The organism is Kurthia sp. 11kri321, from assembly GCF_001534765.1.
GTDB lineage: Bacteria > Bacillota > Bacilli > Bacillales_A > Planococcaceae > Kurthia > Kurthia gibsonii.
Window position 1 is genome coordinate 41,412 of the sequence record NZ_CP013217.1, and the last position, 23,589, is coordinate 65,000.

Annotated in this window: 35 protein-coding genes and 2 rRNA genes (1 of these 37 cut by a window edge); 35 read left to right on the forward strand and 2 right to left on the reverse strand. The window is 40.0% G+C overall.

The genetic code is table 11. The features are described 5' to 3' along the window. Positions 1-7: 7 nt before the first annotated feature. From rplB to ASO14_RS00355, 32 genes are all read left to right on the forward strand, one after another. Positions 8-838, forward strand: coding sequence for a 50S ribosomal protein L2 (gene rplB, locus ASO14_RS00200; protein WP_068450128.1), 831 nt, complete (start codon positions 8-10; stop codon positions 836-838). 60 nt (positions 839-898) lie between these two features. Continuing rightward, positions 899-1,180, forward strand: a complete 282-nt coding sequence (gene rpsS, locus ASO14_RS00205) for a 30S ribosomal protein S19 (RefSeq protein WP_068450130.1) — start codon at positions 899-901, stop codon at positions 1,178-1,180. 22 nt (positions 1,181-1,202) lie between these two features. Further along, on the forward strand, positions 1,203-1,547 hold the full coding sequence (gene rplV, locus ASO14_RS00210) for a 50S ribosomal protein L22 (protein ID WP_068450132.1): 345 nt from the start codon (positions 1,203-1,205) through the stop codon (positions 1,545-1,547). 3 nt (positions 1,548-1,550) lie between these two features. Further along, positions 1,551-2,207: a 30S ribosomal protein S3 gene (rpsC, locus tag ASO14_RS00215; RefSeq protein WP_068450135.1), complete on the forward strand. Its 657-nt coding sequence runs from the start codon at positions 1,551-1,553 to the stop codon at positions 2,205-2,207. A 2-nt stretch (positions 2,208-2,209) separates the two neighbouring features. Next, on the forward strand, positions 2,210-2,644 hold the full coding sequence (gene rplP, locus ASO14_RS00220) for a 50S ribosomal protein L16 (RefSeq protein ID WP_068450137.1): 435 nt from the start codon (positions 2,210-2,212) through the stop codon (positions 2,642-2,644). Next, positions 2,634-2,831: a 50S ribosomal protein L29 gene (gene rpmC, locus ASO14_RS00225; protein ID WP_068450139.1), complete on the forward strand. Its 198-nt coding sequence runs from the start codon at positions 2,634-2,636 to the stop codon at positions 2,829-2,831. The genes rplP and rpmC overlap by 11 nt, the downstream gene beginning before the upstream one ends. A gap of 22 nt (positions 2,832-2,853) precedes the next feature. Continuing rightward, complete coding sequence (gene rpsQ / locus ASO14_RS00230) at positions 2,854-3,117, forward strand: 30S ribosomal protein S17 (protein WP_068450141.1); 264 nt, start codon at positions 2,854-2,856, stop codon at positions 3,115-3,117. A gap of 39 nt (positions 3,118-3,156) precedes the next feature. Next, a complete protein-coding gene (gene rplN, locus ASO14_RS00235) occupies positions 3,157-3,525 on the forward strand; it encodes a 50S ribosomal protein L14 (RefSeq protein ID WP_068450143.1) in 369 nt (122 codons plus the stop codon). A 34-nt stretch (positions 3,526-3,559) separates the two neighbouring features. Beyond that, positions 3,560-3,868: a 50S ribosomal protein L24 gene (gene rplX / locus ASO14_RS00240; RefSeq protein WP_068450144.1), complete on the forward strand. Its 309-nt coding sequence runs from the start codon at positions 3,560-3,562 to the stop codon at positions 3,866-3,868. A 24-nt stretch (positions 3,869-3,892) separates the two neighbouring features. Further along, positions 3,893-4,432: a 50S ribosomal protein L5 gene (gene rplE, locus ASO14_RS00245; RefSeq protein ID WP_068450146.1), complete on the forward strand. Its 540-nt coding sequence runs from the start codon at positions 3,893-3,895 to the stop codon at positions 4,430-4,432. A 16-nt stretch (positions 4,433-4,448) separates the two neighbouring features. Continuing rightward, on the forward strand, positions 4,449-4,634 hold the full coding sequence (locus ASO14_RS00250; RefSeq protein ID WP_068450148.1) for a type Z 30S ribosomal protein S14: 186 nt from the start codon (positions 4,449-4,451) through the stop codon (positions 4,632-4,634). 30 nt (positions 4,635-4,664) lie between these two features. Then, the gene (gene rpsH / locus ASO14_RS00255) at positions 4,665-5,063 is read left to right on the forward strand and encodes a 30S ribosomal protein S8 (RefSeq protein ID WP_068450150.1); all 399 of its coding nucleotides are present in this window, start codon (positions 4,665-4,667) and stop codon (positions 5,061-5,063) included. A gap of 32 nt (positions 5,064-5,095) precedes the next feature. Next, positions 5,096-5,635, forward strand: a complete 540-nt coding sequence (gene rplF / locus ASO14_RS00260; RefSeq protein ID WP_068450152.1) for a 50S ribosomal protein L6 — start codon at positions 5,096-5,098, stop codon at positions 5,633-5,635. Between the two features lie 33 nt (positions 5,636-5,668). Next, a complete protein-coding gene (gene rplR / locus ASO14_RS00265) occupies positions 5,669-6,028 on the forward strand; it encodes a 50S ribosomal protein L18 (RefSeq protein ID WP_068450154.1) in 360 nt (119 codons plus the stop codon). 21 nt (positions 6,029-6,049) lie between these two features. Continuing rightward, positions 6,050-6,553 carry a 30S ribosomal protein S5 gene (gene rpsE / locus ASO14_RS00270; RefSeq protein ID WP_068450156.1) on the forward strand — a complete coding sequence of 168 codons (504 nt, stop codon included), beginning with the start codon at positions 6,050-6,052 and terminating at the stop codon, positions 6,551-6,553. Between the two features lie 15 nt (positions 6,554-6,568). Next, positions 6,569-6,751, forward strand: a complete 183-nt coding sequence (rpmD, locus tag ASO14_RS00275) for a 50S ribosomal protein L30 (RefSeq protein WP_068450158.1) — start codon at positions 6,569-6,571, stop codon at positions 6,749-6,751. 36 nt (positions 6,752-6,787) lie between these two features. Continuing rightward, the gene (gene rplO / locus ASO14_RS00280; protein WP_068450160.1) at positions 6,788-7,228 is read left to right on the forward strand and encodes a 50S ribosomal protein L15; all 441 of its coding nucleotides are present in this window, start codon (positions 6,788-6,790) and stop codon (positions 7,226-7,228) included. Next, positions 7,228-8,514 (forward strand): preprotein translocase subunit SecY, encoded by a 1,287-nt coding sequence (gene secY / locus ASO14_RS00285; RefSeq protein ID WP_068450162.1) that lies wholly within the window; start codon positions 7,228-7,230, stop codon positions 8,512-8,514. Before rplO ends, secY begins: the two co-directional genes overlap by 1 nt. Positions 8,515-8,579: 65 nt before the next feature. Next, a complete protein-coding gene (locus ASO14_RS00290) occupies positions 8,580-9,233 on the forward strand; it encodes an adenylate kinase (RefSeq protein WP_068450164.1) in 654 nt (217 codons plus the stop codon). Between the two features lie 456 nt (positions 9,234-9,689). Then, a complete protein-coding gene (infA, locus tag ASO14_RS00295; protein ID WP_038179110.1) occupies positions 9,690-9,908 on the forward strand; it encodes a translation initiation factor IF-1 in 219 nt (72 codons plus the stop codon). A 38-nt stretch (positions 9,909-9,946) separates the two neighbouring features. Then, a complete protein-coding gene (gene rpmJ, locus ASO14_RS00300) occupies positions 9,947-10,060 on the forward strand; it encodes a 50S ribosomal protein L36 (protein ID WP_000868344.1) in 114 nt (37 codons plus the stop codon). 24 nt (positions 10,061-10,084) lie between these two features. Next, positions 10,085-10,450, forward strand: coding sequence for a 30S ribosomal protein S13 (gene rpsM, locus ASO14_RS00305; protein ID WP_068450165.1), 366 nt, complete (start codon positions 10,085-10,087; stop codon positions 10,448-10,450). A gap of 26 nt (positions 10,451-10,476) precedes the next feature. Further along, positions 10,477-10,866, forward strand: coding sequence for a 30S ribosomal protein S11 (rpsK, locus tag ASO14_RS00310; protein ID WP_068450167.1), 390 nt, complete (start codon positions 10,477-10,479; stop codon positions 10,864-10,866). Positions 10,867-10,991: 125 nt separating this feature from the next. Next, entirely contained in the window at positions 10,992-11,936 is a 945-nt protein-coding gene (locus ASO14_RS00315; protein ID WP_068450169.1) for a DNA-directed RNA polymerase subunit alpha, read from the forward strand. A 56-nt stretch (positions 11,937-11,992) separates the two neighbouring features. Further along, on the forward strand, positions 11,993-12,373 hold the full coding sequence (gene rplQ, locus ASO14_RS00320) for a 50S ribosomal protein L17 (protein ID WP_068450171.1): 381 nt from the start codon (positions 11,993-11,995) through the stop codon (positions 12,371-12,373). Positions 12,374-12,849: 476 nt separating this feature from the next. After that, positions 12,850-13,695 (forward strand): energy-coupling factor ABC transporter ATP-binding protein, encoded by an 846-nt coding sequence (locus ASO14_RS00325; protein ID WP_068450173.1) that lies wholly within the window; start codon positions 12,850-12,852, stop codon positions 13,693-13,695. Then, positions 13,671-14,543 (forward strand): energy-coupling factor ABC transporter ATP-binding protein, encoded by an 873-nt coding sequence (locus ASO14_RS00330; RefSeq protein WP_068450175.1) that lies wholly within the window; start codon positions 13,671-13,673, stop codon positions 14,541-14,543. The genes ASO14_RS00325 and ASO14_RS00330 overlap by 25 nt, the downstream gene beginning before the upstream one ends. Then, the gene (locus ASO14_RS00335; protein WP_068450177.1) at positions 14,540-15,343 is read left to right on the forward strand and encodes an energy-coupling factor transporter transmembrane component T family protein; all 804 of its coding nucleotides are present in this window, start codon (positions 14,540-14,542) and stop codon (positions 15,341-15,343) included. Before ASO14_RS00330 ends, ASO14_RS00335 begins: the two co-directional genes overlap by 4 nt. Before the next feature lie 15 nt (positions 15,344-15,358). Continuing rightward, positions 15,359-16,111 carry a tRNA pseudouridine(38-40) synthase TruA gene (truA, locus tag ASO14_RS00340; protein WP_068450179.1) on the forward strand — a complete coding sequence of 251 codons (753 nt, stop codon included), beginning with the start codon at positions 15,359-15,361 and terminating at the stop codon, positions 16,109-16,111. Between the two features lie 175 nt (positions 16,112-16,286). Continuing rightward, a complete protein-coding gene (rplM, locus tag ASO14_RS00345) occupies positions 16,287-16,724 on the forward strand; it encodes a 50S ribosomal protein L13 (protein WP_068450181.1) in 438 nt (145 codons plus the stop codon). Between the two features lie 21 nt (positions 16,725-16,745). Next, positions 16,746-17,138: a 30S ribosomal protein S9 gene (gene rpsI / locus ASO14_RS00350; protein ID WP_068450183.1), complete on the forward strand. Its 393-nt coding sequence runs from the start codon at positions 16,746-16,748 to the stop codon at positions 17,136-17,138. A gap of 105 nt (positions 17,139-17,243) precedes the next feature. Further along, positions 17,244-17,774: a GNAT family N-acetyltransferase gene (locus tag ASO14_RS00355; protein ID WP_068450185.1), complete on the forward strand. Its 531-nt coding sequence runs from the start codon at positions 17,244-17,246 to the stop codon at positions 17,772-17,774. 18 nt (positions 17,775-17,792) lie between these two features. Here the strand turns inward: ASO14_RS00355 and ASO14_RS00360 are convergent, their stop codons facing one another. Both ASO14_RS00360 and ASO14_RS00365 read right to left on the reverse strand, forming a co-directional pair. Beyond that, positions 17,793-18,233 (reverse strand): nucleoside deaminase, encoded by a 441-nt coding sequence (locus ASO14_RS00360; protein WP_068450187.1) that lies wholly within the window; start codon positions 18,231-18,233, stop codon positions 17,793-17,795. 22 nt (positions 18,234-18,255) lie between these two features. Further along, on the reverse strand, positions 18,256-19,311 hold the full coding sequence (locus ASO14_RS00365) for an acyltransferase family protein (RefSeq protein WP_068450190.1): 1,056 nt from the start codon (positions 19,309-19,311) through the stop codon (positions 18,256-18,258). A 187-nt stretch (positions 19,312-19,498) separates the two neighbouring features. Between ASO14_RS00365 and ASO14_RS00370 the strand changes: the two genes are divergently transcribed. The 3 genes from ASO14_RS00370 to ASO14_RS00380 form a co-directional block, all read left to right on the forward strand. Next, entirely contained in the window at positions 19,499-20,572 is a 1,074-nt protein-coding gene (locus ASO14_RS00370; protein ID WP_156422313.1) for a P-loop NTPase, read from the forward strand. A 514-nt stretch (positions 20,573-21,086) separates the two neighbouring features. After that, positions 21,087-22,634, forward strand: a 16S ribosomal RNA gene (locus tag ASO14_RS00375). 201 nt (positions 22,635-22,835) lie between these two features. Continuing rightward, a 23S ribosomal RNA gene (locus tag ASO14_RS00380) occupies positions 22,836-23,589 on the forward strand (it continues 2,176 nt past the right edge of the window). The 16S and 23S rRNA genes sit together here, the layout of an rRNA operon.

Consider the following 23,589-nt stretch of genomic DNA (forward strand, 5'->3'; position numbering starts at 1 on the left):
AAAACACATGGCGATTAAAAAGTATAAACCTACCACTAATGGACGTCGTAACATGACTTCATCGGACTTTGCTGAAATCACTACTAATAAGCCAGAAAAATCATTATTAGAGTCTACAAAACGCAAAGCTGGTCGTAACAACCAGGGTAAAATCACTGTTCGTCATAATGGTGGTGGACATAAACGCCAATACCGTATCATTGATTTCAAACGTATCAAAGACGGTATCCCAGGTAAAGTCGCTACTATTGAGTATGATCCAAACCGATCTGCTAACATCGCATTAATTAACTATGCTGATGGTGAAAAACGCTATATCTTAGCACCAAAAGGTCTTAAAGTAGGTATGGAAGTTGTTTCAGGTCCAGATGTTGATATTAAAGTTGGTAACGCGTTACCATTAACAAATATCCCAATGGGTACAACAATCCACAATATCGAAATGAAACCTGGTAAAGGTGGACAATTAGTACGTTCTGCAGGTACTTCAGCTCAAGTACTTGGTAAAGAAGGTAAGTATGTAATTGTACGCTTACAATCTGGTGAAGTACGTATGATTCTTGCTACATGCCGCGCTACAATCGGTGCTGTAGGTAACGAACAACACGAACTTATCCACATTGGTAAAGCTGGACGTAAACGTTGGATGGGTAAACGCCCAACTGTACGTGGTTCTGTAATGAACCCTAACGATCACCCACACGGTGGTGGTGAAGGTAAAGCTCCAGTTGGACGTAAGTCACCAATGACTCCATGGGGTAAACCAGCACTTGGTTACAAAACTCGTAACAAAAAAGCAAAATCTGACAAGCTTATTATTCGTCGTCGTAAAAAATAAAGTGGTTAAACTACGGTTCAATGGTCGAACCGTGGTGGAATCACGGAGGGAGGTTCCAAAATGGGTCGTAGCTTGAAAAAAGGACCTTTTGTTGACGCTCACTTAATGACTAAGGTTGAAGCTCAACAAGATTCAGAAAAAAAGCAAGTTATTAAAACTTGGTCTCGCCGCTCTACAATCTTCCCGAACTTTATCGGATTAACAATCGCAGTATATGATGGACGCAAACATGTGCCTGTATACGTGACTGAAGATATGGTAGGTCATAAACTTGGCGAATTCGCACCAACACGTACTTATAAAGGTCACGGTGCAGATGATAAGAGAACATCAGTACGCTAATTAAGAGGGGAGGTTAATCCTAATGCAACAAGCTAAAGCAATCGCTCGCACAGTTCGCATTGCTCCTCGTAAGGTACGTCTAGTAGTAGACTTAATTAGAGGCAAGCAAGTTGGCGAAGCAATCGCTATTTTAAAACATACTCCTAAAGCAGCTTCTCCTGTAGTAGAGAAAGTTTTAAACTCAGCAATCGCTAATGCAGAGCACAACTATGATTTAGATGTAAACAGCCTAATCGTTTCTGAAGTATTCGTAGACGAAGGTCCAACATTAAAACGTTTCCGTCCACGCGCACAAGGTCGTGCAAGTGCGATCAACAAACGTACAAGCCACATTACTCTAGTGGTATCTGAGAAGAAGGAGGGATAATACGTGGGTCAAAAAGTACATCCAATAGGTTTACGTGTAGGTGTCATTCGTGATTGGGAATCTCGCTGGTACGCTGAGAAAGACTACGCAACATTACTTCACGAAGATATCAAAGTACGTAATTACATTGAAAAAACTTTAAAAGAAGCATCAGTTTCTAAAGTAGAAATTGAACGTGCTGCTAACAGAATTAACATTACAATTAGTACAGCGAAACCAGGTATGGTTATCGGTAAGGGTGGTACTGAAGTTGAAGCACTTCGTAAAAACCTTAACGCTATGACTGGCAAACGCGTACACATCAACATCGTTGAAATCAAACGTGCAGATCTTGATGCAAAACTAGTTGCTGAGAACATCGCTCGCCAATTAGAAAACCGTGTATCATTCCGTCGTGCACAAAAACAAACAATTCAACGCACTATGCGTGCAGGTGCTAAAGGTATCAAAACTCAAGTATCTGGTCGTCTAGGTGGCGCTGATATCGCTCGTGCTGAGCACTACAGTGAAGGAACTGTTCCACTTCATACACTTCGCGCTGACATCGATTATGCTCACGCTGAAGCTGACACTACTTATGGTAAGTTAGGTGTTAAAGTATGGATCTACCGTGGAGAAGTACTTCCAACTAAGAAGAACTCTGTGGAAGGAGGCAAATAATTATGTTATTGCCAAAACGCGTTAAATACCGTCGTGTACACCGTGGTAAAATGCGTGGCCAAGCAAAAGGCGGTACTACAGTAACATTCGGTGAATTCGGTTTACAAGCTCAATCAGCTAGCTGGATCACTAACCGTCAAATTGAAGCAGCCCGTATTGCAATGACACGTTATACAAAACGTGGTGGTAAAGTATGGATTAACATCTTCCCACACAAACCTTACACTAAAAAGCCTCTAGAAGTACGTATGGGTTCTGGTAAAGGTGCTCCTGAAGGTTGGGTAGCAGTTGTAAAACCAGGCCGTGTAATGTTTGAAATCGGTGGGGTTTCGGAAGAAGTCGCTCGTGAAGCACTTCGCTTAGCATCTCATAAGTTACCTGTTAAGTGTAAAGTTGTTAAACGTGAAGAAATTGGTGGTGAATCTAATGAAAGCTAATGAAATTCGTGAACTTACAAGTGTTGAAATTGAAGATCAAGTAAAATCACTGAAAGAAGAGCTTTTCAACCTTCGCTTCCAATTAGCGACTGGTCAATTAGAAAACACAGCTCGCATTCGTGAGGTACGTAAAACTATCGCTCGTATGAAAACTGTTATTCGTCAAAGAGAAATCAGTGCTAATTAACTGATAAAGGAGGTTTGCAAGCATGTCTGAGCGTAACCAACGCAAAGTTTACACAGGCCGTGTTGTTTCTGACAAAATGGATAAAACGATCACAGTAGTCGTTGAAACATACAAGAAACACTCACTTTACGGTAAACGTGTAAAATACTCTAAAAAGTTCAAAGCGCATGATGAAAACAACACAGCAAAAGTTGGAGATATCGTACGCATTATGGAAACTCGTCCGCTATCAGCTACTAAACGTTTCCGTTTAGTTGAAGTTGTAGAAAAAGCGGTTATTATCTAAATAATTTCGGAACACTCGATCCGAAGGGAGGTAACCTAAGTGATTCAACAAGAAAGTCGTTTGAAAGTTGCCGACAACTCAGGTGCTAAAGAAGTACTTACAATTAAAGTACTTGGTGGTTCTGGCCGTAAAACTGCTAATATCGGTGATGTTATTGTTTGTACAGTTAAGAAAGCAACACCAGGTGGCGTTGTCAAGAAAGGCGAAGTAGTTAAAGCTGTAATCGTTCGTACTAAGAGCGGTGCACGTCGTAAAGACGGTACTTACATCAAATTCGATGAGAACGCATGCGTAATCATCCGTGATGACAAGTCACCACGTGGAACTCGTATTTTCGGACCAGTTGCTCGTGAACTACGTGATAGCAACTACATGAAAATCGTTTCATTAGCTCCGGAAGTTCTTTAATTACATGAAAGTAGCCATCAAGGAGGTGCGACAAATGCACGTTAAAAAAGGCGATAAAGTAAAAGTGATTACAGGTAAAGATAAAGGCAAAGAAGGCGTTATCCTATCTGCATTCCCGAAAAAAGATCGCGTTTTAGTTGAAGGTGTTAACATCGTTAAAAAACACGTTAAGCCTAACCAACTAAATCCACAAGGTGGAATTGTAAGCCAAGAAGCTGCAATTCACGTATCGAACGTAATGTTAATCGATCCGAAAACTGGCGAGCCGACTCGCGTAGGTTACAAAATGGAAGATGGCAAAAAAGTTCGTGTTTCAAAAAAATCAGGTAAAGTAATCGACTAATAGTAATAGAGAGGAGGTATACAAATGAGCCGCCTAAAAGACAAATTTGTAAATGAAGTATCATCTGCTCTAATGAGCAAATTTGAATATACATCAGTAATGCAAGTACCAAAAGTTGAGAAAATCGTTGTTAACATGGGTGTTGGTGACGCTGTTCAAAACTCTAAAGTTCTTGACTCTGCTGTTGAAGAATTAGCTTTAATCACTGGTCAAAAACCAGTTATCACAAAAGCGAAAAAATCAATCGCTGGCTTCCGTCTACGTGAAGGTATGCCAATCGGTGCAAAAGTTACATTACGTGGAGAGCGTATGTATGACTTCTTAGATAAATTAATCGCTGTTTCATTACCACGTGTACGTGACTTCCACGGTGTTTCTAAAAAAGCATTCGACGGTCGCGGTAACTACACTCTTGGTGTGAAGGAACAATTAATTTTCCCAGAAATCGACTATGATAAAGTATCAAAAGTACGCGGTATGGATATCGTTATCGTTACTACTGCGAACTCTGACGAAGAAGCTCGCGAGTTGTTAACACAATTCGGTATGCCATTCCAAAAATAATAAGGGAGGCGAGATCGTGGCAAAAAAATCTATGATCATCAAGCAACAACGCGGTTCTAAATTCAAAGTACAAGAATATACTCGCTGTGAACGCTGTGGCCGTCCACACTCTGTATACCGCAAATTTAAACTTTGCCGTATTTGTTTCCGAGAACTTGCTTACAAGGGACAAATTCCTGGCGTGAAAAAAGCCAGCTGGTAATCCCCTAATATTGGGAAGGAGGTAAATGTAATGACAATGACAGATCCAATCGCTGACATGCTAACTCGCGTACGTAACGCGAACATGGTTCGTCACGAAAAATTAGAGCTTCCAGCTTCTAATATCAAAAAAGAGATCGCTGAAATTTTAAAGCGTGAAGGTTTTGTACGTGATGTAGAGTATGTTGAAGATGACAAACAAGGAATTATCCGTATCTTCTTAAAATACGGTCAAAATAACGAACGTGTTATTACAGGTTTAAAACGTATTTCTAAACCGGGTTTACGCGTTTACGCTAAAACTGAAGAATTACCTAAAGTATTAAACGGTCTAGGGATCGCTTTAGTTTCTACTTCAAACGGTTTATTAACAGATAAAGAAGCTCGCGCTCAAAAAGTTGGCGGCGAAGTTTTAGCATACGTTTGGTAATAAGCAACAAATGAATGGAGGTGCAACATTAAATGTCTCGCGTAGGTAAAAAACCAATCGAGGTACCTGCAGGTGTTACTGTATCAGTAGATGCAAACAACGTAGCAACTGTTAAAGGTCCAAAAGGCGAATTAGTTCGTTCTTTCCACAAAGATATGAAAATCGAACAAGAAGGTAACGTGATTACAATCACTCGTCCTTCTGAATCTAAAGAGCACCGTACTAACCACGGTACAACTCGTGCGTTACTTGCTAACATGGTAACTGGTGTATCTGAAGGATTCTCTAAATCATTAGAATTAATCGGTGTAGGTTACCGTGCTCAATTACAAGGCAAAAAACTAGTACTTAACGTTGGTTATTCTCACCCAGTTGAGTTTACACCAGAAGACGGTGTTGAAGTTGAAGTACCTTCTAACACAAAAGTTATCGTTAAAGGTATTTCAAAAGAAAAAGTTGGTGCTCTTGCATCTAACATCCGTGACGTTCGTCCTCCAGAGCCTTACAAAGGTAAAGGGATCCGTTACGAAGGCGAATACGTTCGTCGTAAAGAAGGTAAAACAGGTAAATAATGCTGCATAAGCATTAGAAAGGAGTGACCTTTTGTGATTACGAAACAAGATAAGAATCAAGTTCGTAAAAAACGTCATGCACGCGTACGTTCAAAAATTTCTGGTACTACACAACGTCCTCGTTTAAACGTGTACCGTTCTAATAAAAACATTTACGCTCAAATCATCGACGATTCTCAAGGCGTAACATTAGTTTCAGCTTCAACAATGGATAAAGGTTTCGAAGGTTCTGCAGGGAACGTAGAAGCTGCATCTAAAATTGGTGAAACTATCGCTAAAAAAGCTGCAGAAAAAAACATCAAAGCTGTTGTATTTGACCGCGGCGGTTACTTATACCACGGACGCGTAAAAGCTTTAGCTGAAGCTGCTCGCGAAAACGGTTTAGAATTTTAATAAGAAGGAGGTACACATTTCATGGGTCACATTATTGACGCAAACAAACTAGAACTTGAAGAACGCGTTGTTACAATCAACCGCGTAGCTAAAGTTGTTAAAGGTGGACGTCGTTTCCGTTTTACTGCATTAGTAGTAGTAGGAGACCGCAATGGCCATGTTGGTTTTGGTACAGGTAAAGCTCAAGAAGTACCTGATGCTATTCGTAAAGCTGTTGAAGATGCGAAGAAAAACCTAGTGGAAGTTCCACGTGTTGGTGGTACTACACCTCATTTAGTAATTGGTAAATTCGGTGCAGGAAACATCATGATCAAACCTGCTGCTCCTGGTACAGGAGTTATCGCTGGTGGTCCAGTGCGTGCTGTATTAGAGTTAGCTGGTATTACGGACATTCTTTCAAAATCTTTAGGTTCAAACACACCAATCAACATGGTACGTGCGACTATTAAAGGTTTAACAGAACTTAAACACGCTGAAGAAGTTGCAAAACTTCGTGGTAAATCAGTAGAAGAGTTATTAGGTTAAGGGAGGGAAATGACTATGGCAAACAAATTAGAAGTTACCCTAACAAAAAGCCTAATTGGCGCTAAACCAGGTCAACGTGCAACTGCACAAGCTCTAGGTTTACGCAAAATGAATCAAACTGTTGAACACAACGATAACGTTGCTGTTCGCGGTGCGATTGCAAAAGTTGCTCACTTAGTAACTGTTATTGAAAAATAATACATTATTCTATATATAAGGAGGTGCCATCTAATAATGAAACTTCATGAGTTACAACCAACTGCTGGTTCACGTAAAGAACGTAACCGTGTAGGTCGTGGTATCGCGACTGGTAACGGTAAAACTTCTGGTCGTGGTCATAAAGGTCAAAAAGCACGTTCTGGCGGCGGCGTTCGTCCGGGCTTTGAAGGTGGTCAAAACCCTTTATTCCGTCGTTTACCAAAACGCGGCTTCACAAACATTAACCGTAAAGAGTTCGCTATCGTGAACCTTGATGCGTTAAACCGTTTTGAAGAAGGTACAGAAGTTACACCAGCTTTACTTATCGAATCTGGTGTTGTAGGCAATGAAAAATCTGGTATCAAAATCCTAGGTAATGGATCACTTGATAAAAAGCTTTCTATTAAAGCCCACAAATTCTCAGCTTCAGCAAAAGAAGCAATCGAAAATGCGGGCGGGAACATTGAGGTGATTTAATGTTTCAGACAATCTCGAGCTTTTTACGTGTGAGAGATATTCGAAATAAAATCATCTTTACACTTTTGATGCTGGTAGTGTTCCGTATTGGAACATTTGTGCCAGTGCCAAATGTGAACGCTGACGTATTAAAGCAAACAGACCAATATAGTCTTGTCGGCTTTTTAAATACATTCGGTGGAGGAGCCTTACAAAACTTCTCAATCTTTGCGATGGGGATTATGCCTTACATTACGGCATCGATCATCGTACAGCTGTTGCAAATGGACGTTGTTAAGAAGTTTACAGAGTGGTCAAAACAAGGTGAGGCAGGACGTAAGAAAAGTGCGCAATTTACTCGTTACTTTGCTATTATTCTTGCATTCATCCAATCAATCGCCATGTCTTACGGTTTCAACCGTATGTACGGTGGGGAATTGATTCAAGGTGAAGGTTTCCTAACTTACTTTACAATTGCTATTGTGTTAACTGCTGGTACAGCATTTCTTTTATGGTTAGGTGAGCAAATTACTGATAAAGGTGTTGGTAATGGTGTTTCAATCATTATCTTCGCAGGTATCGTAGCCGCTTTACCAACAACAGTGAACCAAATTTATGCTCAAGAATTTGAAAATGCTGGTGATCAAATGTTCATCAACATTATCAAAGTCGTACTGATTGCTCTTGCAGCTCTTCTTATTATTGTCGGAATCATTTACTTCCAACAAGCGGATCGTAAAATTCCAATTCAATATGCAAAAGGCACAAGTGCTAATCGTGGAGCACAACAATCTCATTTACCATTGAAAGTTAACGCTGCCGGCGTTATTCCAGTAATCTTTGCGGTTGCGTTCATCGTAACACCTAGAACATTGGCTAGTTTCTTCGGTGATGGGAAAGTAGCTATCTTTATCCAAAACACTTTTGATTATTCAAAACCAGTTGGTATGATTATCTACGTTGCATTGATTGTTGCATTTACGTACTTCTATGCTTTCGTACAAGTGAATCCGGAAAAAGTAGCGGACAACTTGAAAAAACAAGGTGCTTATATCCCGGGTATTCGCCCAGGTAAAAGTACTGAAAGTTATTTAACAAGTGTCTTATATCGCTTAACTTTTGTTGGGGCTATTTATCTGTCAGTTGTGGCAATTTTACCGATTTTATTCGTAAATATCGCTAATCTTCCGCAGTCGGCTCAAATTGGCGGTACAAGTCTAATCATCGTTGTGGGTGTTGCACTCGAAACAATGAAACAACTTGAATCACAGTTAGTAAAACGTCACTACAAAGGTTTTATGAAATAAAAGTTGGTTTTCAGGGGCGTTTTCGTTCCTTTGAACCATCATAATTGAAAGAGGGGGCTCACCGTATGAATATCGTTTTAATGGGTTTGCCTGGTGCTGGTAAAGGTACTCAAGCAGACAAAATTGTTGAGAAGTACGATATCCCTCATATTTCTACAGGCGATATGTTCCGTGCAGCTATTAGTAACGGTACGGAATTAGGCTTACAAGCGAAATCGTTTATGGATAACGGTTCTTTAGTTCCGGATGAAGTAACGATTGGTATCGTTCGCGAGCGCTTAAGCCAACCTGATTGTAACCAAGGATTCCTACTTGATGGTTTCCCACGTACAATTGAGCAAGCTGAAGCACTAGATGCAATTCTAGCTGATTTAGGTAAATCAATTGAACATGTGGTAAATATTGAAGTAGCTAAAGAAGATCTGGTTAAACGTTTAACAGGTCGTCGTATCTGTAAAGTATGTGGTTCATCTTATCATTTAATTTTCAACCCTCCAAAAGAGGAAGGAAAATGTGATAAAGATGGAGGAGAACTTTATCAAAGAGCAGACGATAATCCAGAGACAGTTAATAACCGTCTGGAAGTAAATATTAAGCAATCACAACCATTATTAGATTTCTACGCTGCTAAAAATGTTTTAACAAACATTAATGGCGATCAAGAAATCGGTAAAGTGTTTGCTGATGTAGACGCTCTTTTACAGAGCAGCCGCAACTAATAACCCGTGTCTCGGGCGCATTGATTTTGCTGAGGCAAGGTAGTATGCGGTGGCACAACGGAAAGTTAATTTTCGAGAGCTGCAAAAGCATATTGTGCCCGGTCTATGCACTGAAGAATGGATTGTTTCGTTTAAAGGATACCCTTTTTCCTAGATGCAATCAGTATTCGAACAGGGTATAATGGGTTTCGTGAAAAGTATCTGTTTTTAACAGGTATGCAGGATCTCATCTAGGACATTCCGGGTGATCGTGTTGACATGAAGGGATACAAGGTTCTCCGGGGACATATTATCCTGGGATTATGAGATGCGAAACCTGATGAACGTCTTTCGAACATCCTCATAAACCAAACCATTGTTGATGCGAATTATCTTGTTTAAGATGAAGCTTGCAGCAAATTCCGTTTGAATTTGACGATGAGAACCTGAATTGCATATAGAAGGGAGACAGGCTCGATGGCGAAAGACGATGTAATTGAAATCGAAGGTACAGTTGTTGAAACTTTGCCAAACGCGATGTTTAAGGTAGAATTAGAAAATGGTCATACAGTGCTAGCTCATGTATCTGGCAAAATCCGTATGCACTTTATCCGTATTTTACCTGGAGATAAAGTTACAATTGAATTATCTCCGTATGACTTAACACGCGGTCGTATCACATACCGTTTTAAATAATCTTTTGCACTCCGGACCACTAAGGAGGTTAGGTTAAGATGAAAGTAAGACCATCAGTAAAACCGATCTGCGAAAAATGTAAAGTTATTCGTCGACGCGGTAAAGTAATGGTAATCTGTGAAAATCCTAAACACAAACAAAAACAAGGATAATTCTAAAGGAGGTGCACATCGTACATGGCACGTATTGCTGGTGTTGACATTCCACGCGAAAAACGCGTTGTAATTTCATTAACATACATTTACGGTATCGGTAACACAACTGCTAAACAAGTTCTTGCAGACGCAGGTGTTTCAGAAGATACTCGTGTAAAAGATCTAACTGAAGATCAATTAAACCAAATCCGTGAACAATTAGACAAGTATAAAGTAGAGGGTGACTTACGTCGCGAAATCTCACTTAACATCAAACGTCTAATGGAGATCGCTTCATTCCGCGGTATCCGTCACCGTCGTGGTTTACCAGTTCGTGGACAAAATACGAAGAACAATGCGCGTACGCGTAAAGGTCCTCGTAAAACTGTTGCGAACAAGAAAAAATAATTAAGTAAAGGAGGTTTCTTCTTAACATGGTACGTAAACAACAATCACGTAAACGTCGTGTGAAAAAGAATATCGAATCTGGTATCGCTCACATCCGTTCTACATTTAATAATACAATCGTAACCATCACAGATGTACAAGGTAACGCTATTTCTTGGTCTTCTGCTGGTGCATTAGGTTTCCGTGGATCACGTAAATCTACTCCATTCGCTTCTCAAATGGCTGCTGAAACTGCTGCTAAAACTGCAATGGAACACGGTTTAAAAACATTAGAAGTAACTGTTAAAGGTCCTGGTGCAGGTCGTGAAGCTGCTATTCGTGCACTTCAAGCTGCAGGTTTAGAAGTTACAGCTATTAAAGACGTAACTCCAGTTCCTCATAATGGTTGCCGCCCACCAAAACGTCGTCGCGTATAATTAAGTTTCTTGTCTTGTCGACTAGATTTAATGTACACATATATTTAATATCGTAAAGATTGATTGACATTTGATTTTATGTTGAAATAGATATATATTCGATGTTTTTAAGGAGGGTAAATTGAATGATCGAAATTGAAAAACCAAAGATTGAAACCGTTGAGATCAGTAATGACCTTAAATATGGCAAATTTGTTGTAGAGCCACTTGAACGTGGTTATGGTACTACTTTGGGTAATTCACTACGTCGCATTCTGCTGTCTTCTTTACCAGGCGCTGCTGTAACTTCTATTCAAATTGACGGCGTACTTCACGAGTTCTCTACTATTGAGGGTGTAGTTGAAGATGTTGCTTCAATCATTTTGAATTTAAAGAAACTTGCATTAAAAATTTACTCTGACGAAGAAAAAGTTATTGAAATTGATTTTGCAGGCGAAGGTGTTATCACAGCTGCTGACATCATGCATGACAGTGATGTGGAAGTGTTAAACCCAGATCTATATATCGCAACTGTTGCTAAAAACGGTCATTTGCGCATGCGTATGCACGCACAACGTGGACGTGGATACACTCCAGCTGATCAAAACAAACGCGAGGATCTTCCTATCGGCGTTATCCCGATCGACTCTATTTACACTCCAGTTTCACGCGTCAACTTCACTGTGGAGAATACTCGTGTTGGACAATCGTCTGATTTCGACAAACTTTCACTAGATGTGTGGACAGATGGCAGCATCGGTCCTAAAGAGGCGATTTCGCTCGGAGCAAAAATTTTAACCGAGCATCTAAATATCTTCGTTGGTTTAACTGATGAAGCTAAAACAGCTGAAATCATGGTTGAAAAAGAAGAAGATCAAAAAGAAAAAGTATTAGAGATGACTATCGAAGAGCTTGATCTTTCTGTTCGTTCTTACAACTGCCTAAAACGTGCTGGTATCAATACTGTTCTTGAACTTGCTAACAAGTCTGAGGATGATATGATGAAAGTTCGCAACTTAGGTCGTAAATCACTTGAAGAAGTAAAAGCTAAGTTAGAAGAGCTTGGTTTAGGATTACGAGAAGAAGACTAAGCGATTTTATATAAAAAAATGTATGATCAGTAATTGAACGAAGGAGGGAAACATCCATGGGTTACAGAAAACTTGGACGTACAAGTTCTCAACGTAAAGCGATGTTACGTGATTTAGCAACTGACTTAATCATTAACGAACGTATTCAAACAACTGAAACGCGTGCGAAAGAATTACGCTCGGTTGTAGAAAAAATGATTACTTTAGGTAAACGCGGTGATTTACATGCTCGTCGTCAAGCGGCAGCATACATTCGTCGTGAAGTGGCTACAATCACTGACGCTGAAGGTAATGAATCAACAGTTTTTGCATTACAAAAATTGTTTGATGATGTAGCACCACGCTACGCTGACCGTCAAGGCGGTTATACTCGCATTATGAAAATGGGACCTCGCCGTGGTGACGGTGCGCCTGTAGTTGTGATTGAACTAGTTTAATCATTGCGAAATGCGATGGAGGGTGTACTTGTTCACGCAAATGAACTTTGCACCCTCTTTTTTATAAAAACAAGATTTATACGACAAATTTAAAAGCCGAGCGTTATGATGAGCGGACATAAGTGCTGTCTCGTTTAGCTCTACGCACCCCATTCACTCTAAGGTCTGAGCAACCTTAGAAGGTGAGAATATTCGATTATTGCGCATTTCTCTTGAATGGGGTGCGCGCTTTTTTATTGCATTAATGCACGAGGCTATTTAAAAACTTCCAAGTTGCACGTTTTTTTGAGTTGAATGACAAAAATCTTATAACATAAGTTTTTTCATCTTAACAGTTCGAGAAGGACGTCTTACGGAGGCTTTTAGGTAGCCTCGTTTATTTATACATAGAAAATTCTGTCTAGCATTTAAAGAGAAAACAGTGTAACGTAAAGAGATGAGCAGAGCTTAGTAAACTAGCACGAGGAGATGGTCATATGACGGAGATTTTATCTTTACAAAACATAACATTCACATATGATCTGGAGCAGCCAGAAGTGAAAAATGCTGTAGAAGATGTTTCATTTTCTGTAGAACAAGGCGAATGGATTGCCATTGTTGGTCATAATGGGTCAGGTAAATCGACGATTGCCAAAATCATGAATGGTTTATTGTTTCCGCAAGAAGGAACAGTAGAAATTTTTGGTATGCCAATGAACGAAGAAAATCTATGGTCGATTCGTTCACAACTGGGCATGGTTTTTCAAAATCCAGATAATCAATTTGTTGGAGCAACTGTACAAGATGATGTTGCTTTTGCGTTAGAAAATAATGGGGTGCCATATGAAGATATGGTGAGTCGAGTTGAGCAAGCGTTAGAGCAAGTAAAAATGTCGGGTTTCATGAATCATGAACCACAACATTTATCTGGTGGTCAAAAGCAGCGTGTCGCGATTGCGGGTGCGTTAGCATTAAGACCGAAATTATTAATTTTAGATGAAGCGACTTCGATGTTAGATCCACAAGGGCGACAAGAAGTTTTAGATACAGTTCGTACATTAAGAGAAGAAACCGGTTTGACGGTTTTATCAATTACACATGATTTAGAAGAAGCGATTTTAGCAGACCGTCTTTTATTCATGAATCAAGGTGAGAAGTTTGCAGAAGGAAAACCTTCAGAGATTTTTGCATTGGGTGAGCAGTTGATCGCATTGGGATTAGATTTACCATTCTCAATGAAGATGGCTCATCTATTAATGCAGGAAGGTGTTTCGTTAGAAGGAACACATATGTCGGAGAGAGAGTTGGTGGAAGATCTATGGATATCAAACTTCAAGAAGTAGGTTTTTCATACGCTCAAAATACGCCTTTTGAAAAGCGAGCATTACATGATGTGAATATTGCGATTGAAAATGGCACTTTCCACGCGATTATTGGTCATACAGGATCGGGTAAATCAACGGTTCTACAACATTTAAATGCGCTTTTAAAACCAACTGAAGGGCAAATTCAAATTGGTGAAAAGACGATTGTGGCAGGTAAGAAAGAAAAAGATTTACGTGCTGTACGTCAAAAAGTAGGGATCGTGTTTCAATTTCCTGAACATCAACTGTTTGAAGAAACGGTTTTGAAAGATATTTGTTTTGGTCCGATGAACTTCGGTGTTCCAGAGCAAGAAGCAGAACAGCGCGCGCGTGAATTAATTGAAGTAGTCGGCTTACCACCAGCGATATTAGAAAAGTCACCATTTGATTTGTCGGGTGGTCAAATGCGTCGTGTTGCGATTGCAGGTGTGTTAGCGATGGACCCAGAAGTTATTGTGTTGGATGAGCCAACAGCAGGACTTGATCCTCGTGGTCGCCAAGAAATTATGGAGTTATTCAATCGTCTACACCATGAGAAGAATCTAACGATGATTCTTGTGACACATAGCATGGAAGATGCAGCACGTTATGCAGATGCGATTACAATTATGTATGACGGGGAGAGCGTATTACATGGTACACCGAGAGAAGTATTTAGCGATGCAGAGAAGCTCGCTGCTTATCGTTTGGAAGTGCCACACATTATTCAATTCCAAAAGCAATTAGAGGCGAAAATTGGGCGAAAGTTGAATACGCTATGTCTAACTGAAGAAGAATTAGCAAAAGAGATTGGTCAGCTTGTACGTGAGGAGCGTGATCAATCATGATGGAAAAAATGATTTTCGGACGATTTATTCCAGGGGATTCATTTGTACATAAGATGGACCCGCGTGCAAAATTGATTTTTGTTTTTGCTTTCATCTTTGTTGTATTCGTGGCAAATAACATTCCAGCTTATATTGCACTTGTTGTATTTACTTTCTTTATTGTCTTTGTATCACGTATTCGTTTGTACTTTTTAATTAATGGGTTGAAGCCGGTCTTAATTTTGATGATTTTCACCTTTTTACTCCATGTATTCTTTACAAAAGGTGGCGATTTATTAGTTGAGATTGGTTTTGTGAAGATTTATGAAGAAGGATTGAAACAAGGGATTTTTATTTCGATTCGATTCTTAGTTTTAGTATTTGTTACATCCATCTTAACTTTAACAACATCGCCTATTTCGATTACAGATGGTTTAGAGACATTGCTGAATCCATTAAAGAAAATTAAAGTACCTGTGCATGAATTAGCATTGATGATGTCGATTGCGCTACGTTTTATTCCAACATTAATGGATGAAACAGATAAAATTATGAAAGCACAGATGGCACGAGGTTCAGATGTAACGTCAGGGCCGATTAAAGAGCGTATTAAAGCAGTTGTACCATTATTGATTCCATTGTTCGTTAGTGCATTTAAACGAGCAGAGGACTTAGCTACAGCGATGGAGGTAAGAGGCTATCGTGGTGGTGAAGGAAGAACGCGGTATCGTCAGTTGAAATGGACGGGGCGCGATACAATTGCGATGGTTGTATTTGTAGTATTAGCAGCCATTTTAATTTATTTAAGAATTTATTATTAGGAGACTTGCATAACGATGAAAAGAAGAATGAAAGCTACAATTGCATATGACGGTACAAATTTCGCAGGATATCAGGTTCAGCCTCAACAGCGAACAGTCCAAGAAGAAATTGAGAAAGTACTGACAGCGATGCATAAGAGTGATGAAATCGTGCATGTAGTAGCGAGTGGTCGTACAGATGCTCGTGTACATGCAACTGGTCAAGTACTACACTTTGATACGACTTTATCCATTCCCCTTGATCGTTATGCACACGCATTAAACGTTCAATTACCACGAGATATTCGTGTGTTAGAAATAGAGGAAGTAGCAGATGATTTTCACGCGCGCTATAGTGTGAGTGGAAAACGTTATCGCTATATTTGGTCTTGTGAAAAGATTCAAAATCCATTTCGACGTTTTTATGCAACACCCACCAATGGGGTGAAACCAGATGTGACTTTAATGAAAGAAGCGGCACAGTATATTTTGGGTACACATGACTTTTCTTGTTTTTGTGCAGCAAATACAGGAGTAAAAGATAAAGTACGTACAGTGCATGCAATTAACTTTGAATGGCATGATGAGGAATTGCATATGACCATTGAGGGTAATGGCTTTTTATATAACATGGTGCGCATTATTGCGGGTACATTATGGGAAGTAGGTATTGGTAAAAGAGATGTGAATACATTATCTGCCACCATTGCTTCGATGGACCGTTCGAAAGCCGGTAAAACCGCGCCAGCACAGGGTTTATACCTTGAAAAAGTTCATTATCCACAGTGAAACAACATCACCTGGTGTTTTACTTAAAGCACTTGACTTTCATCGTTTTTTATTATAAGATAACGTATGGTATTTTCATTACCCCACAAGATAAGCCCCGAATCTTAGCTTTTGAGGATAAAGAAAACAATTGGAACAGAACTATAGAACAATTAGTTAGTAGGAGGATACTAAAATGCGTACAACATTCATGGCTAAAGGTCACGAAGTAGAACGTAAATGGTTAGTTGTAGACGCTGAAGGCCAAACTCTTGGTCGCTTAGCTTCAGAAGTAGCTGCTATTTTACGTGGTAAAAACAAACCAACATTCACACCAAACGTTGATACAGGTGATCATGTAATCATCATCAACGCTGAAAAAATCGAGTTAACAGGTAATAAATTACAAGGTAAAATTTACTACCGTCACACGCAATTTGCAGGTGGTTTAAAAACTCGTACTGCTGGCGAAATGAAAGAAAAATACCCAACTCAAATGTTGGAACTAGCAGTAAAAGGCATGCTTCCTAAAAACTCTTTAGGTCGTCAAATGTTCGGTAAACTTCACGTTTACACAGGTGCAGAACACCCACATGCAGCACAAAAACCAGAAGCTTACGAGCTTCGCGGATAATTAATAGAGGAGGATATTCCCTTGGCACAAGTTCAATATATCGGCACAGGTCGTCGTAAAAGCTCTACTGCCCGCGTACGTTTAGTACCAGGCGAAGGTAAAATCGTTATCAACAACCGCGACGTTGAAAACTACGTCCCATTCGCATCTTTACGCGAAGTTATTAAACAACCATTAGTAGCTACAGAAACTCTAGGTAGCTATGATGTTCACGTTAACGTGAACGGTGGTGGATTCACAGGTCAAGCTGGCGCTATTCGCCACGGTATCGCTCGTGCGTTACTAACTGTTGACCCTGATTTCCGTCCAGCTCTTAAATCAGCAGGATTACTTACTCGTGACCCTCGTATGAAAGAACGTAAAAAACCAGGTTTACGCGGCGCTCGTCGTGCACCTCAGTTCTCAAAACGTTAATCATTCGATTTACGATTCAAAAAGTCACTTCACTTTTGTGGAGTGGCTTTTTTGTTTGTATTTTTTTACAGAGATTTGTATTGTGAGAGAAAGGGGGAAATATAGATGTATATTCAAACAGAGAGAGTGATACTTCGTTTATTTAAAGAAGAAGATTGGGAAGCAGTATATGCTTATACATCTCAAGCGGATGTGATGCACTATATACCAGAAGGTGTTTTTTCAAAAGAGGATGCGAAACGCTTTGTCTTAGAAAATAAGGGAGAGAAGGCAAGGTATTTTCCAATCATCGAGAAGTCATCGAATCAATTAATAGGTCATCTATTTTTTGAGCCTAACTTTGGAACGCATACATATGAAATTGGATGGGTGATGAATCCTTGTTATACAGGTAAGGGATATGCTTCTGAAGCAGCTGAGGCAATGATTCAATATGGGTTCACTGAATTAGATTTACATCGGATTGTTGCAACATGTCAGCCGGAAAATATCGCATCATGGCGGATTATGGAGAAGATTGGTATGCGAAAAGAAGGATTGTTTAAGCAGTGTATTCCAACGGCTGATGGTTGGTGGGATGAATTTTATTATGCGATTTTAGCAGATGAATATAAAAAGAGCAGAGCTTTAGAGTAGCAACTGCTCTTTTTTCGTTTATTCAAATACTCGAATACCTTCATCTTGAAGTAATGGCCCAATTAATTTTGGTTTGTTGGCGCTATGTGTGGTGAGATCTTCACTGCTTAATTGAAACATTGAGCCGATTTTTTCAGCTACTTGTTTTCCTGGAACACTGTAAACAATGCGTCCAACATTTGCCCAGATAGCCGCACTTATACACATCGGACAAGGTTCACAACTACTATAAAGTGTGTAATCTTGTAAATCTGTCATTCCAGATTGTGCGCAATAGGTATAAATTGCTTCAAGTTCAGCATGTGCGATGGGGTTCTGATTTCGTTTTACGTAATTTTGTCCTGTAGCGACTATTACGCTATCCTTTACGAGTAGTGCGCCGAATGGTTCGTCTTTTTCCTGTTTTGCCTGTTTGGCTAGTTCAATGGCTTTTCGTAAAAATAGAATATCTTGTTCCATTCGAATTCTCCTAAATTGTTTTTTAACTCACTAATGTATCTTTTGGTTGGAATAGTTTTGCAACATTCTTCTCAATAGTTCGTAATATCATCTCAAATGGTTTCCATGCGAGCAGAATAGCGACGACGAAGAATGTGAATAGATAAATACTAAGCCATGCGTTTGGGAAAATCTTTTCAAGTTGTTCGTTTAAACCGTAATGATGATAAATGAATAGTAAGAAGCGGTGGAAAAAGTAAATAGCAATCGAACGTTCGCCTAATACTGTAAACCATGTACGCTTATGCGTCATTAATGCCGATATAGCAATACACATCGAAACGGTAATTAAAAATACGAAAAGTCTTAAAAAAGCTCCAGCAGCAAATAAGTCATCTGTTATAGGCTCTAACCCACGTACTTTATCATAGGAGTTACGACCACTTAGAATATTTCTAAAAGCATAGATTCGTTCAATCTGTGTCATGATTACAATCGCTATTGTTAAAAGAATGCCCACTGAAACAATTTTTAATGTTTTCGATTGTAGTTCTTCAACAAGAGCTTTTGGTTTAATATATAGACCTAATAGGAAGAATGGTAAAAAGACAAAGATGCGTGATAGCACTAAAAAATCGCCTGCTTCTGTATAACCAATTGCAAATGAGATAAGTAAAGACGTAGGTAATGTAATCCAGTAAGGTATTTTACGAACTGCACGTGCGATACATAACCAAGCAGCCATTGCGAACATGAACCATGGAACACCATCTTCAGTTAAAAAATCGATTGAATAATTTTTATTTCCAAACCAAGTATTTAAAGTGAAGTAATATAAAATCTTCAATAGTAAGTATAAGATTAGAAAGTTCGCAACCTTTTCTAATTTAAATGTATCTTTTAAAATAGCAGATTTACTAAATAAGCCTGCGATGAAGATAAATAAAGGCATATGAAATAGATATGTGTATATAAAAAACATCCTCATTACATCTGATTCTTTCGTGTAATAGTCAGCAGCATGACCAATGACAACCAGCACAATCAATAAAGCTTTGATGTTATCAAACACGAAAATTCTTTTATTTTTAGTTAGCATAGAACCCTACTTCCTAAATTCTTTTCTACATTAAATATAAAACAACTTCGAATGAAAGAGGTTGTTTTAACCTATTTTTTTACATAAATGTAATGTAGTAATATGTGGGCAAAATATAAATAGTTTTATAAATGAATATGTTATACTAACAATTGATATTGATTTATATAAATAAGGAGTGTTAGACGTGATCAATGAACAACAAGTTCGTGAATTAGTAGGTGCTTTACATGATCCTTTTCTACATAAAACATTAGCTGAAACAGATGGCATTGTTGAAGTAACAATCAAAGAAGAAAAAGAACATGTGAGTGTTAAAATTGCTGTAGCAAAGACAGGTACACCTGAACAACTTAATCTTCAAATGGAAATTGTAAACGTTTTAAAAGGAGCAGGTGCAAAGTCAGTAGGTATTCGTTTCACTGAGTTAGACGCATCCGTTTTAGAAAAATTCCGTGGACAAGCAACTGCAGCAGAAGCGCAAGGTATGCTTTCACCATTAAATAAAACAAAATTTATCTCAATCGCATCTGGTAAAGGAGGCGTTGGTAAATCAACTGTATCGGTTAACTTAGCAGTAGCACTAGCACGCCAAGGTAAAAAAGTTGGTTTAATTGATGCAGATATTTATGGATTTAGTGTTCCAGATATGATGGGTGTTCAAACGATGCCTGTCATTAAAGAAGATCGCATTTATCCAGTAGAGCGCTTTGGTGTAAAAATGATTTCAATGGGATTCTTTGTTGAAAACAATGCACCAGTTGTATGGCGTGGACCAATGTTAGGTAAAGTATTAGATCAATTCTTCCGCGATGTAGAGTGGGGCGAATTAGATTATCTACTATTAGATTTACCTCCAGGCACAGGCGACGTTGCTTTAGATATTCACCAAATGTTACCAGAGTCATATGAAATCGTTGTAACAACACCACATCCAACAGCAGCATTTGTAGCAGCTCGTGCTGGTGCAATGGCAATTAAAACAGAACACCACATTTTAGGTGTAGTCGAAAACATGTCATGGTTCCAATCAGATGTATCGGGTGAGAAGGAATATGTATTCGGTAAAGGCGGCGGTCCTAAATTAGCAGAGGAATTACGTACAGAGTTACTTGCGCAAATTCCACTAGGCCAACCAGATATCCTTGAAGAAGACTTTGCTCCTTCGGTTTATGCGAAGAATCATTCTACAGGACAATTATATTTAGAGATGGCTCAAAAAGTAATTGATGCTTTAGATAAGTTAGATCAAGAGCAGTAAAATTGCTTGAATAGATGTGTATAGATATTTAGAAATCGCGCTTTGGCGCGATTTTTTCTTTATAATAAAACTCTTTATCGTAGTAGAAAGAACACTTATTTCTTTTCTCTCATGCTATTTCTTTTCCTTTGTTCAACTTTTTTTCGTAAAAGCATTGACTTACATAATAATTGCGCGTATAGTAGTAAAAGTCAGTTCGAACAAGTCACTTTAACTTGTGAAAAACTTTCTTTAAAAAAGTTGTTGACTTATAAATAACAAACATTTATAATATTAAGAGTCGCTAACAAAGACGCTTTAAATAACTAAAAAACATTTTTAAAAAAGTTGTTGACAACTTGAATGAAGATGTGGTAAGATACTTTAAGTCGTCACAAGAAAACGACGAAACAACATGAACCTTGAAAACTAAACAAGCAAGAAGATAATCACAAACAAGTCTTATCACATTAAGTGAATAAGCAATTGTTATCAAAAGATAACGCTAGCAAAGCAAATGAGCTTTCAAACTACTTTTATGGAGAGTTTGATCCTGGCTCAGGACGAACGCTGGCGGCGTGCCTAATACATGCAAGTCGAGCGAATGACGAGAAGCTTGCTTCTCTGATTTAGCGGCGGACGGGTGAGTAACACGTGGGCAACCTGCCCTACAGATCGGGATAACTCAGGGAAACCTGGGCTAATACCGGATAATCCTTCGAATCACATGTTTTGAAGTTGAAAGGCGCTTCGGCGTCACTGTAGGATGGGCCCGCGGTGCATTAGCTAGTTGGTGGGGTAACGGCCTACCAAGGCAACGATGCATAGCCGACCTGAGAGGGTGATCGGCCACATTGGGACTGAGACACGGCCCAAACTCCTACGGGAGGCAGCAGTAGGGAATCTTCCACAATGGACGAAAGTCTGATGGAGCAACGCCGCGTGAGTGATGAAGGTTTTCGGATCGTAAAACTCTGTTGTAAGGGAAGAACAAGTACGTTAGGAAATGAACGTACCTTGACGGTACCTTATTAGAAAGCCACGGCTAACTACGTGCCAGCAGCCGCGGTAATACGTAGGTGGCAAGCGTTGTCCGGATTTATTGGGCGTAAAGCGCGCGCAGGTGGTTTCTTAAGTCTGATGTGAAAGCCCACGGCTCAACCGTGGAGGGTCATTGGAAACTGGGGGACTTGAGTGCAGAAGAGGATAGTGGAATTCCAAGTGTAGCGGTGAAATGCGTAGAGATTTGGAGGAACACCAGTGGCGAAGGCGACTGTCTGGTCTGTAACTGACACTGAGGCGCGAAAGCGTGGGGAGCAAACAGGATTAGATACCCTGGTAGTCCACGCCGTAAACGATGAGTGCTAAGTGTTAGGGGGTTTCCGCCCCTTAGTGCTGCAGCTAACGCATTAAGCACTCCGCCTGGGGAGTACGACCGCAAGGTTGAAACTCAAAGGAATTGACGGGGGCCCGCACAAGCGGTGGAGCATGTGGTTTAATTCGAAGCAACGCGAAGAACCTTACCAGGTCTTGACATCCCAATGACCGTCCTAGAGATAGGATTTTCCCTTCGGGGACATTGGTGACAGGTGGTGCATGGTTGTCGTCAGCTCGTGTCGTGAGATGTTGGGTTAAGTCCCGCAACGAGCGCAACCCTTATTCTTAGTTGCCATCATTTAGTTGGGCACTCTAAGGAGACTGCCGGTGACAAACCGGAGGAAGGTGGGGATGACGTCAAATCATCATGCCCCTTATGACCTGGGCTACACACGTGCTACAATGGACGATACAAAGAGTCGCAAACTCGCGAGGGTAAGCTAATCTCATAAAATCGTTCTCAGTTCGGATTGTAGGCTGCAACTCGCCTGCATGAAGCCGGAATCGCTAGTAATCGCGGATCAGCATGCCGCGGTGAATACGTTCCCGGGCCTTGTACACACCGCCCGTCACACCACGAGAGTTTGTAACACCCGAAGTCGGTGGGGTAACCGTAAGGAGCCAGCCGCCTAAGGTGGGATAGATGATTGGGGTGAAGTCGTAACAAGGTAGCCGTATCGGAAGGTGCGGCTGGATCACCTCCTTTCTAAGGAATATAACGGAAAAGACCTTTGGTCTTCTACAGATTATCTTACTTGCTGTTTAGTTTTGAAGGCTCATGCAAATGATCTTCAAACTTGTTCTTTGAAAACTGGATAAAACGACATTGAAAGTAACACAAACACAAATTTCTTTTATAGATTTTGAATTATTAAGTTTTAATTTTTTAGGCTTAATAACTTATATAGGTTAAGTTATTAAGGGCGCATGGCGGATGCCTTGGCACTAGAAGCCGATGAAGGACGGCACTAACACCGATATGCTTCGGGGAGCTGTAAGTAAGCTTTGATCCGGAGATTTCCGAATGGGGGAACCCACTGTTTTTAATCGAACAGTATCCTAACGTGAATTCATAGCGTTTTGATGGCAGACTCAGGGAACTGAAACATCTAAGTACCTGAAGGAAGAGAAAGAAAATTCGATTCCCTTAGTAGCGGCGAGCGAAACGGGAAGAGCCCAAACCAAGAAGCTTGCTTCTTGGGGTTGTAGGACACTCTACACGGAGTTACAAAGGAATGAGTTAAATGAAGCGGCTTGGAAAGGCCTACCATAGAGGGTAACAGTCCCGTAGTTGAAAGTTCATTCCCTCCAGAGTGGATCCTGAGTACGGCGGAACACGTGAAATTCCGTCGGAATCTGGGAGGACCATCTCCCAAGGCTAAATACTCTCTAGTGACCGATAGTGAACCAGTACCGTGAGGGAAAGGTGAAAAGCACCCCGGGAGGGGAGTGAAAGAGATCCTGAAACCATGTGCCTACAAGTAGTTAGAGCCCGTTAATGGGTGATAGCGTGCCTTTTGTAGAATGAACCGGCGAGTTACGATTACATGCAAGGTTAAGTTGAAAAGACGGAGCCGTAGCGAAAGCGAGTCTGAATAGGGCGAATGAGTATGTGGTTGTAGACCCGAAACCAGGTGATCTACCCATGTCCAGGTTGAAGG

Excerpts from the sequence above, each read along its gene's own strand:
- rplB (WP_068450128.1), top strand. The coding sequence starts at position 8 with ATGGCGATTAAAAAGTATAAACCTACCACTAATGGACGTCGTAACATG.
- rpsS (WP_068450130.1), top strand. The coding sequence starts at position 899 with ATGGGTCGTAGCTTGAAAAAAGGACCTTTTGTTGACGCTCACTTAATG.
- rplV (WP_068450132.1), top strand. The coding sequence starts at position 1,203 with ATGCAACAAGCTAAAGCAATCGCTCGCACAGTTCGCATTGCTCCTCGT.
- rplP (WP_068450137.1), top strand. The coding sequence starts at position 2,210 with ATGTTATTGCCAAAACGCGTTAAATACCGTCGTGTACACCGTGGTAAA.
- rpmC (WP_068450139.1), top strand. The coding sequence starts at position 2,634 with ATGAAAGCTAATGAAATTCGTGAACTTACAAGTGTTGAAATTGAAGAT.
- rpsQ (WP_068450141.1), top strand. The coding sequence starts at position 2,854 with ATGTCTGAGCGTAACCAACGCAAAGTTTACACAGGCCGTGTTGTTTCT.
- rplX (WP_068450144.1), top strand. The coding sequence starts at position 3,560 with ATGCACGTTAAAAAAGGCGATAAAGTAAAAGTGATTACAGGTAAAGAT.
- rplE (WP_068450146.1), top strand. The coding sequence starts at position 3,893 with ATGAGCCGCCTAAAAGACAAATTTGTAAATGAAGTATCATCTGCTCTA.
- rpsH (WP_068450150.1), top strand. The coding sequence starts at position 4,665 with ATGACAATGACAGATCCAATCGCTGACATGCTAACTCGCGTACGTAAC.
- rplF (WP_068450152.1), top strand. The coding sequence starts at position 5,096 with ATGTCTCGCGTAGGTAAAAAACCAATCGAGGTACCTGCAGGTGTTACT.
- rpsE (WP_068450156.1), top strand. The coding sequence starts at position 6,050 with ATGGGTCACATTATTGACGCAAACAAACTAGAACTTGAAGAACGCGTT.
- rpmD (WP_068450158.1), top strand. The coding sequence starts at position 6,569 with ATGGCAAACAAATTAGAAGTTACCCTAACAAAAAGCCTAATTGGCGCT.
- rplO (WP_068450160.1), top strand. The coding sequence starts at position 6,788 with ATGAAACTTCATGAGTTACAACCAACTGCTGGTTCACGTAAAGAACGT.
- secY (WP_068450162.1), top strand. The coding sequence starts at position 7,228 with ATGTTTCAGACAATCTCGAGCTTTTTACGTGTGAGAGATATTCGAAAT.
- ASO14_RS00290 (WP_068450164.1), top strand. The coding sequence starts at position 8,580 with ATGAATATCGTTTTAATGGGTTTGCCTGGTGCTGGTAAAGGTACTCAA.
- infA (WP_038179110.1), top strand. The coding sequence starts at position 9,690 with ATGGCGAAAGACGATGTAATTGAAATCGAAGGTACAGTTGTTGAAACT.
- rpmJ (WP_000868344.1), top strand. The coding sequence starts at position 9,947 with ATGAAAGTAAGACCATCAGTAAAACCGATCTGCGAAAAATGTAAAGTT.
- rpsM (WP_068450165.1), top strand. The coding sequence starts at position 10,085 with ATGGCACGTATTGCTGGTGTTGACATTCCACGCGAAAAACGCGTTGTA.
- rpsK (WP_068450167.1), top strand. The coding sequence starts at position 10,477 with ATGGTACGTAAACAACAATCACGTAAACGTCGTGTGAAAAAGAATATC.
- ASO14_RS00315 (WP_068450169.1), top strand. The coding sequence starts at position 10,992 with ATGATCGAAATTGAAAAACCAAAGATTGAAACCGTTGAGATCAGTAAT.
- rplQ (WP_068450171.1), top strand. The coding sequence starts at position 11,993 with ATGGGTTACAGAAAACTTGGACGTACAAGTTCTCAACGTAAAGCGATG.
- ASO14_RS00325 (WP_068450173.1), top strand. The coding sequence starts at position 12,850 with ATGACGGAGATTTTATCTTTACAAAACATAACATTCACATATGATCTG.
- ASO14_RS00330 (WP_068450175.1), top strand. The coding sequence starts at position 13,671 with ATGGATATCAAACTTCAAGAAGTAGGTTTTTCATACGCTCAAAATACG.
- ASO14_RS00335 (WP_068450177.1), top strand. The coding sequence starts at position 14,540 with ATGATGGAAAAAATGATTTTCGGACGATTTATTCCAGGGGATTCATTT.
- truA (WP_068450179.1), top strand. The coding sequence starts at position 15,359 with ATGAAAAGAAGAATGAAAGCTACAATTGCATATGACGGTACAAATTTC.
- rplM (WP_068450181.1), top strand. The coding sequence starts at position 16,287 with ATGCGTACAACATTCATGGCTAAAGGTCACGAAGTAGAACGTAAATGG.
- ASO14_RS00355 (WP_068450185.1), top strand. The coding sequence starts at position 17,244 with ATGTATATTCAAACAGAGAGAGTGATACTTCGTTTATTTAAAGAAGAA.
- ASO14_RS00360 (WP_068450187.1), bottom strand. The coding sequence starts at position 18,233 with ATGGAACAAGATATTCTATTTTTACGAAAAGCCATTGAACTAGCCAAA.
- ASO14_RS00365 (WP_068450190.1), bottom strand. The coding sequence starts at position 19,311 with ATGCTAACTAAAAATAAAAGAATTTTCGTGTTTGATAACATCAAAGCT.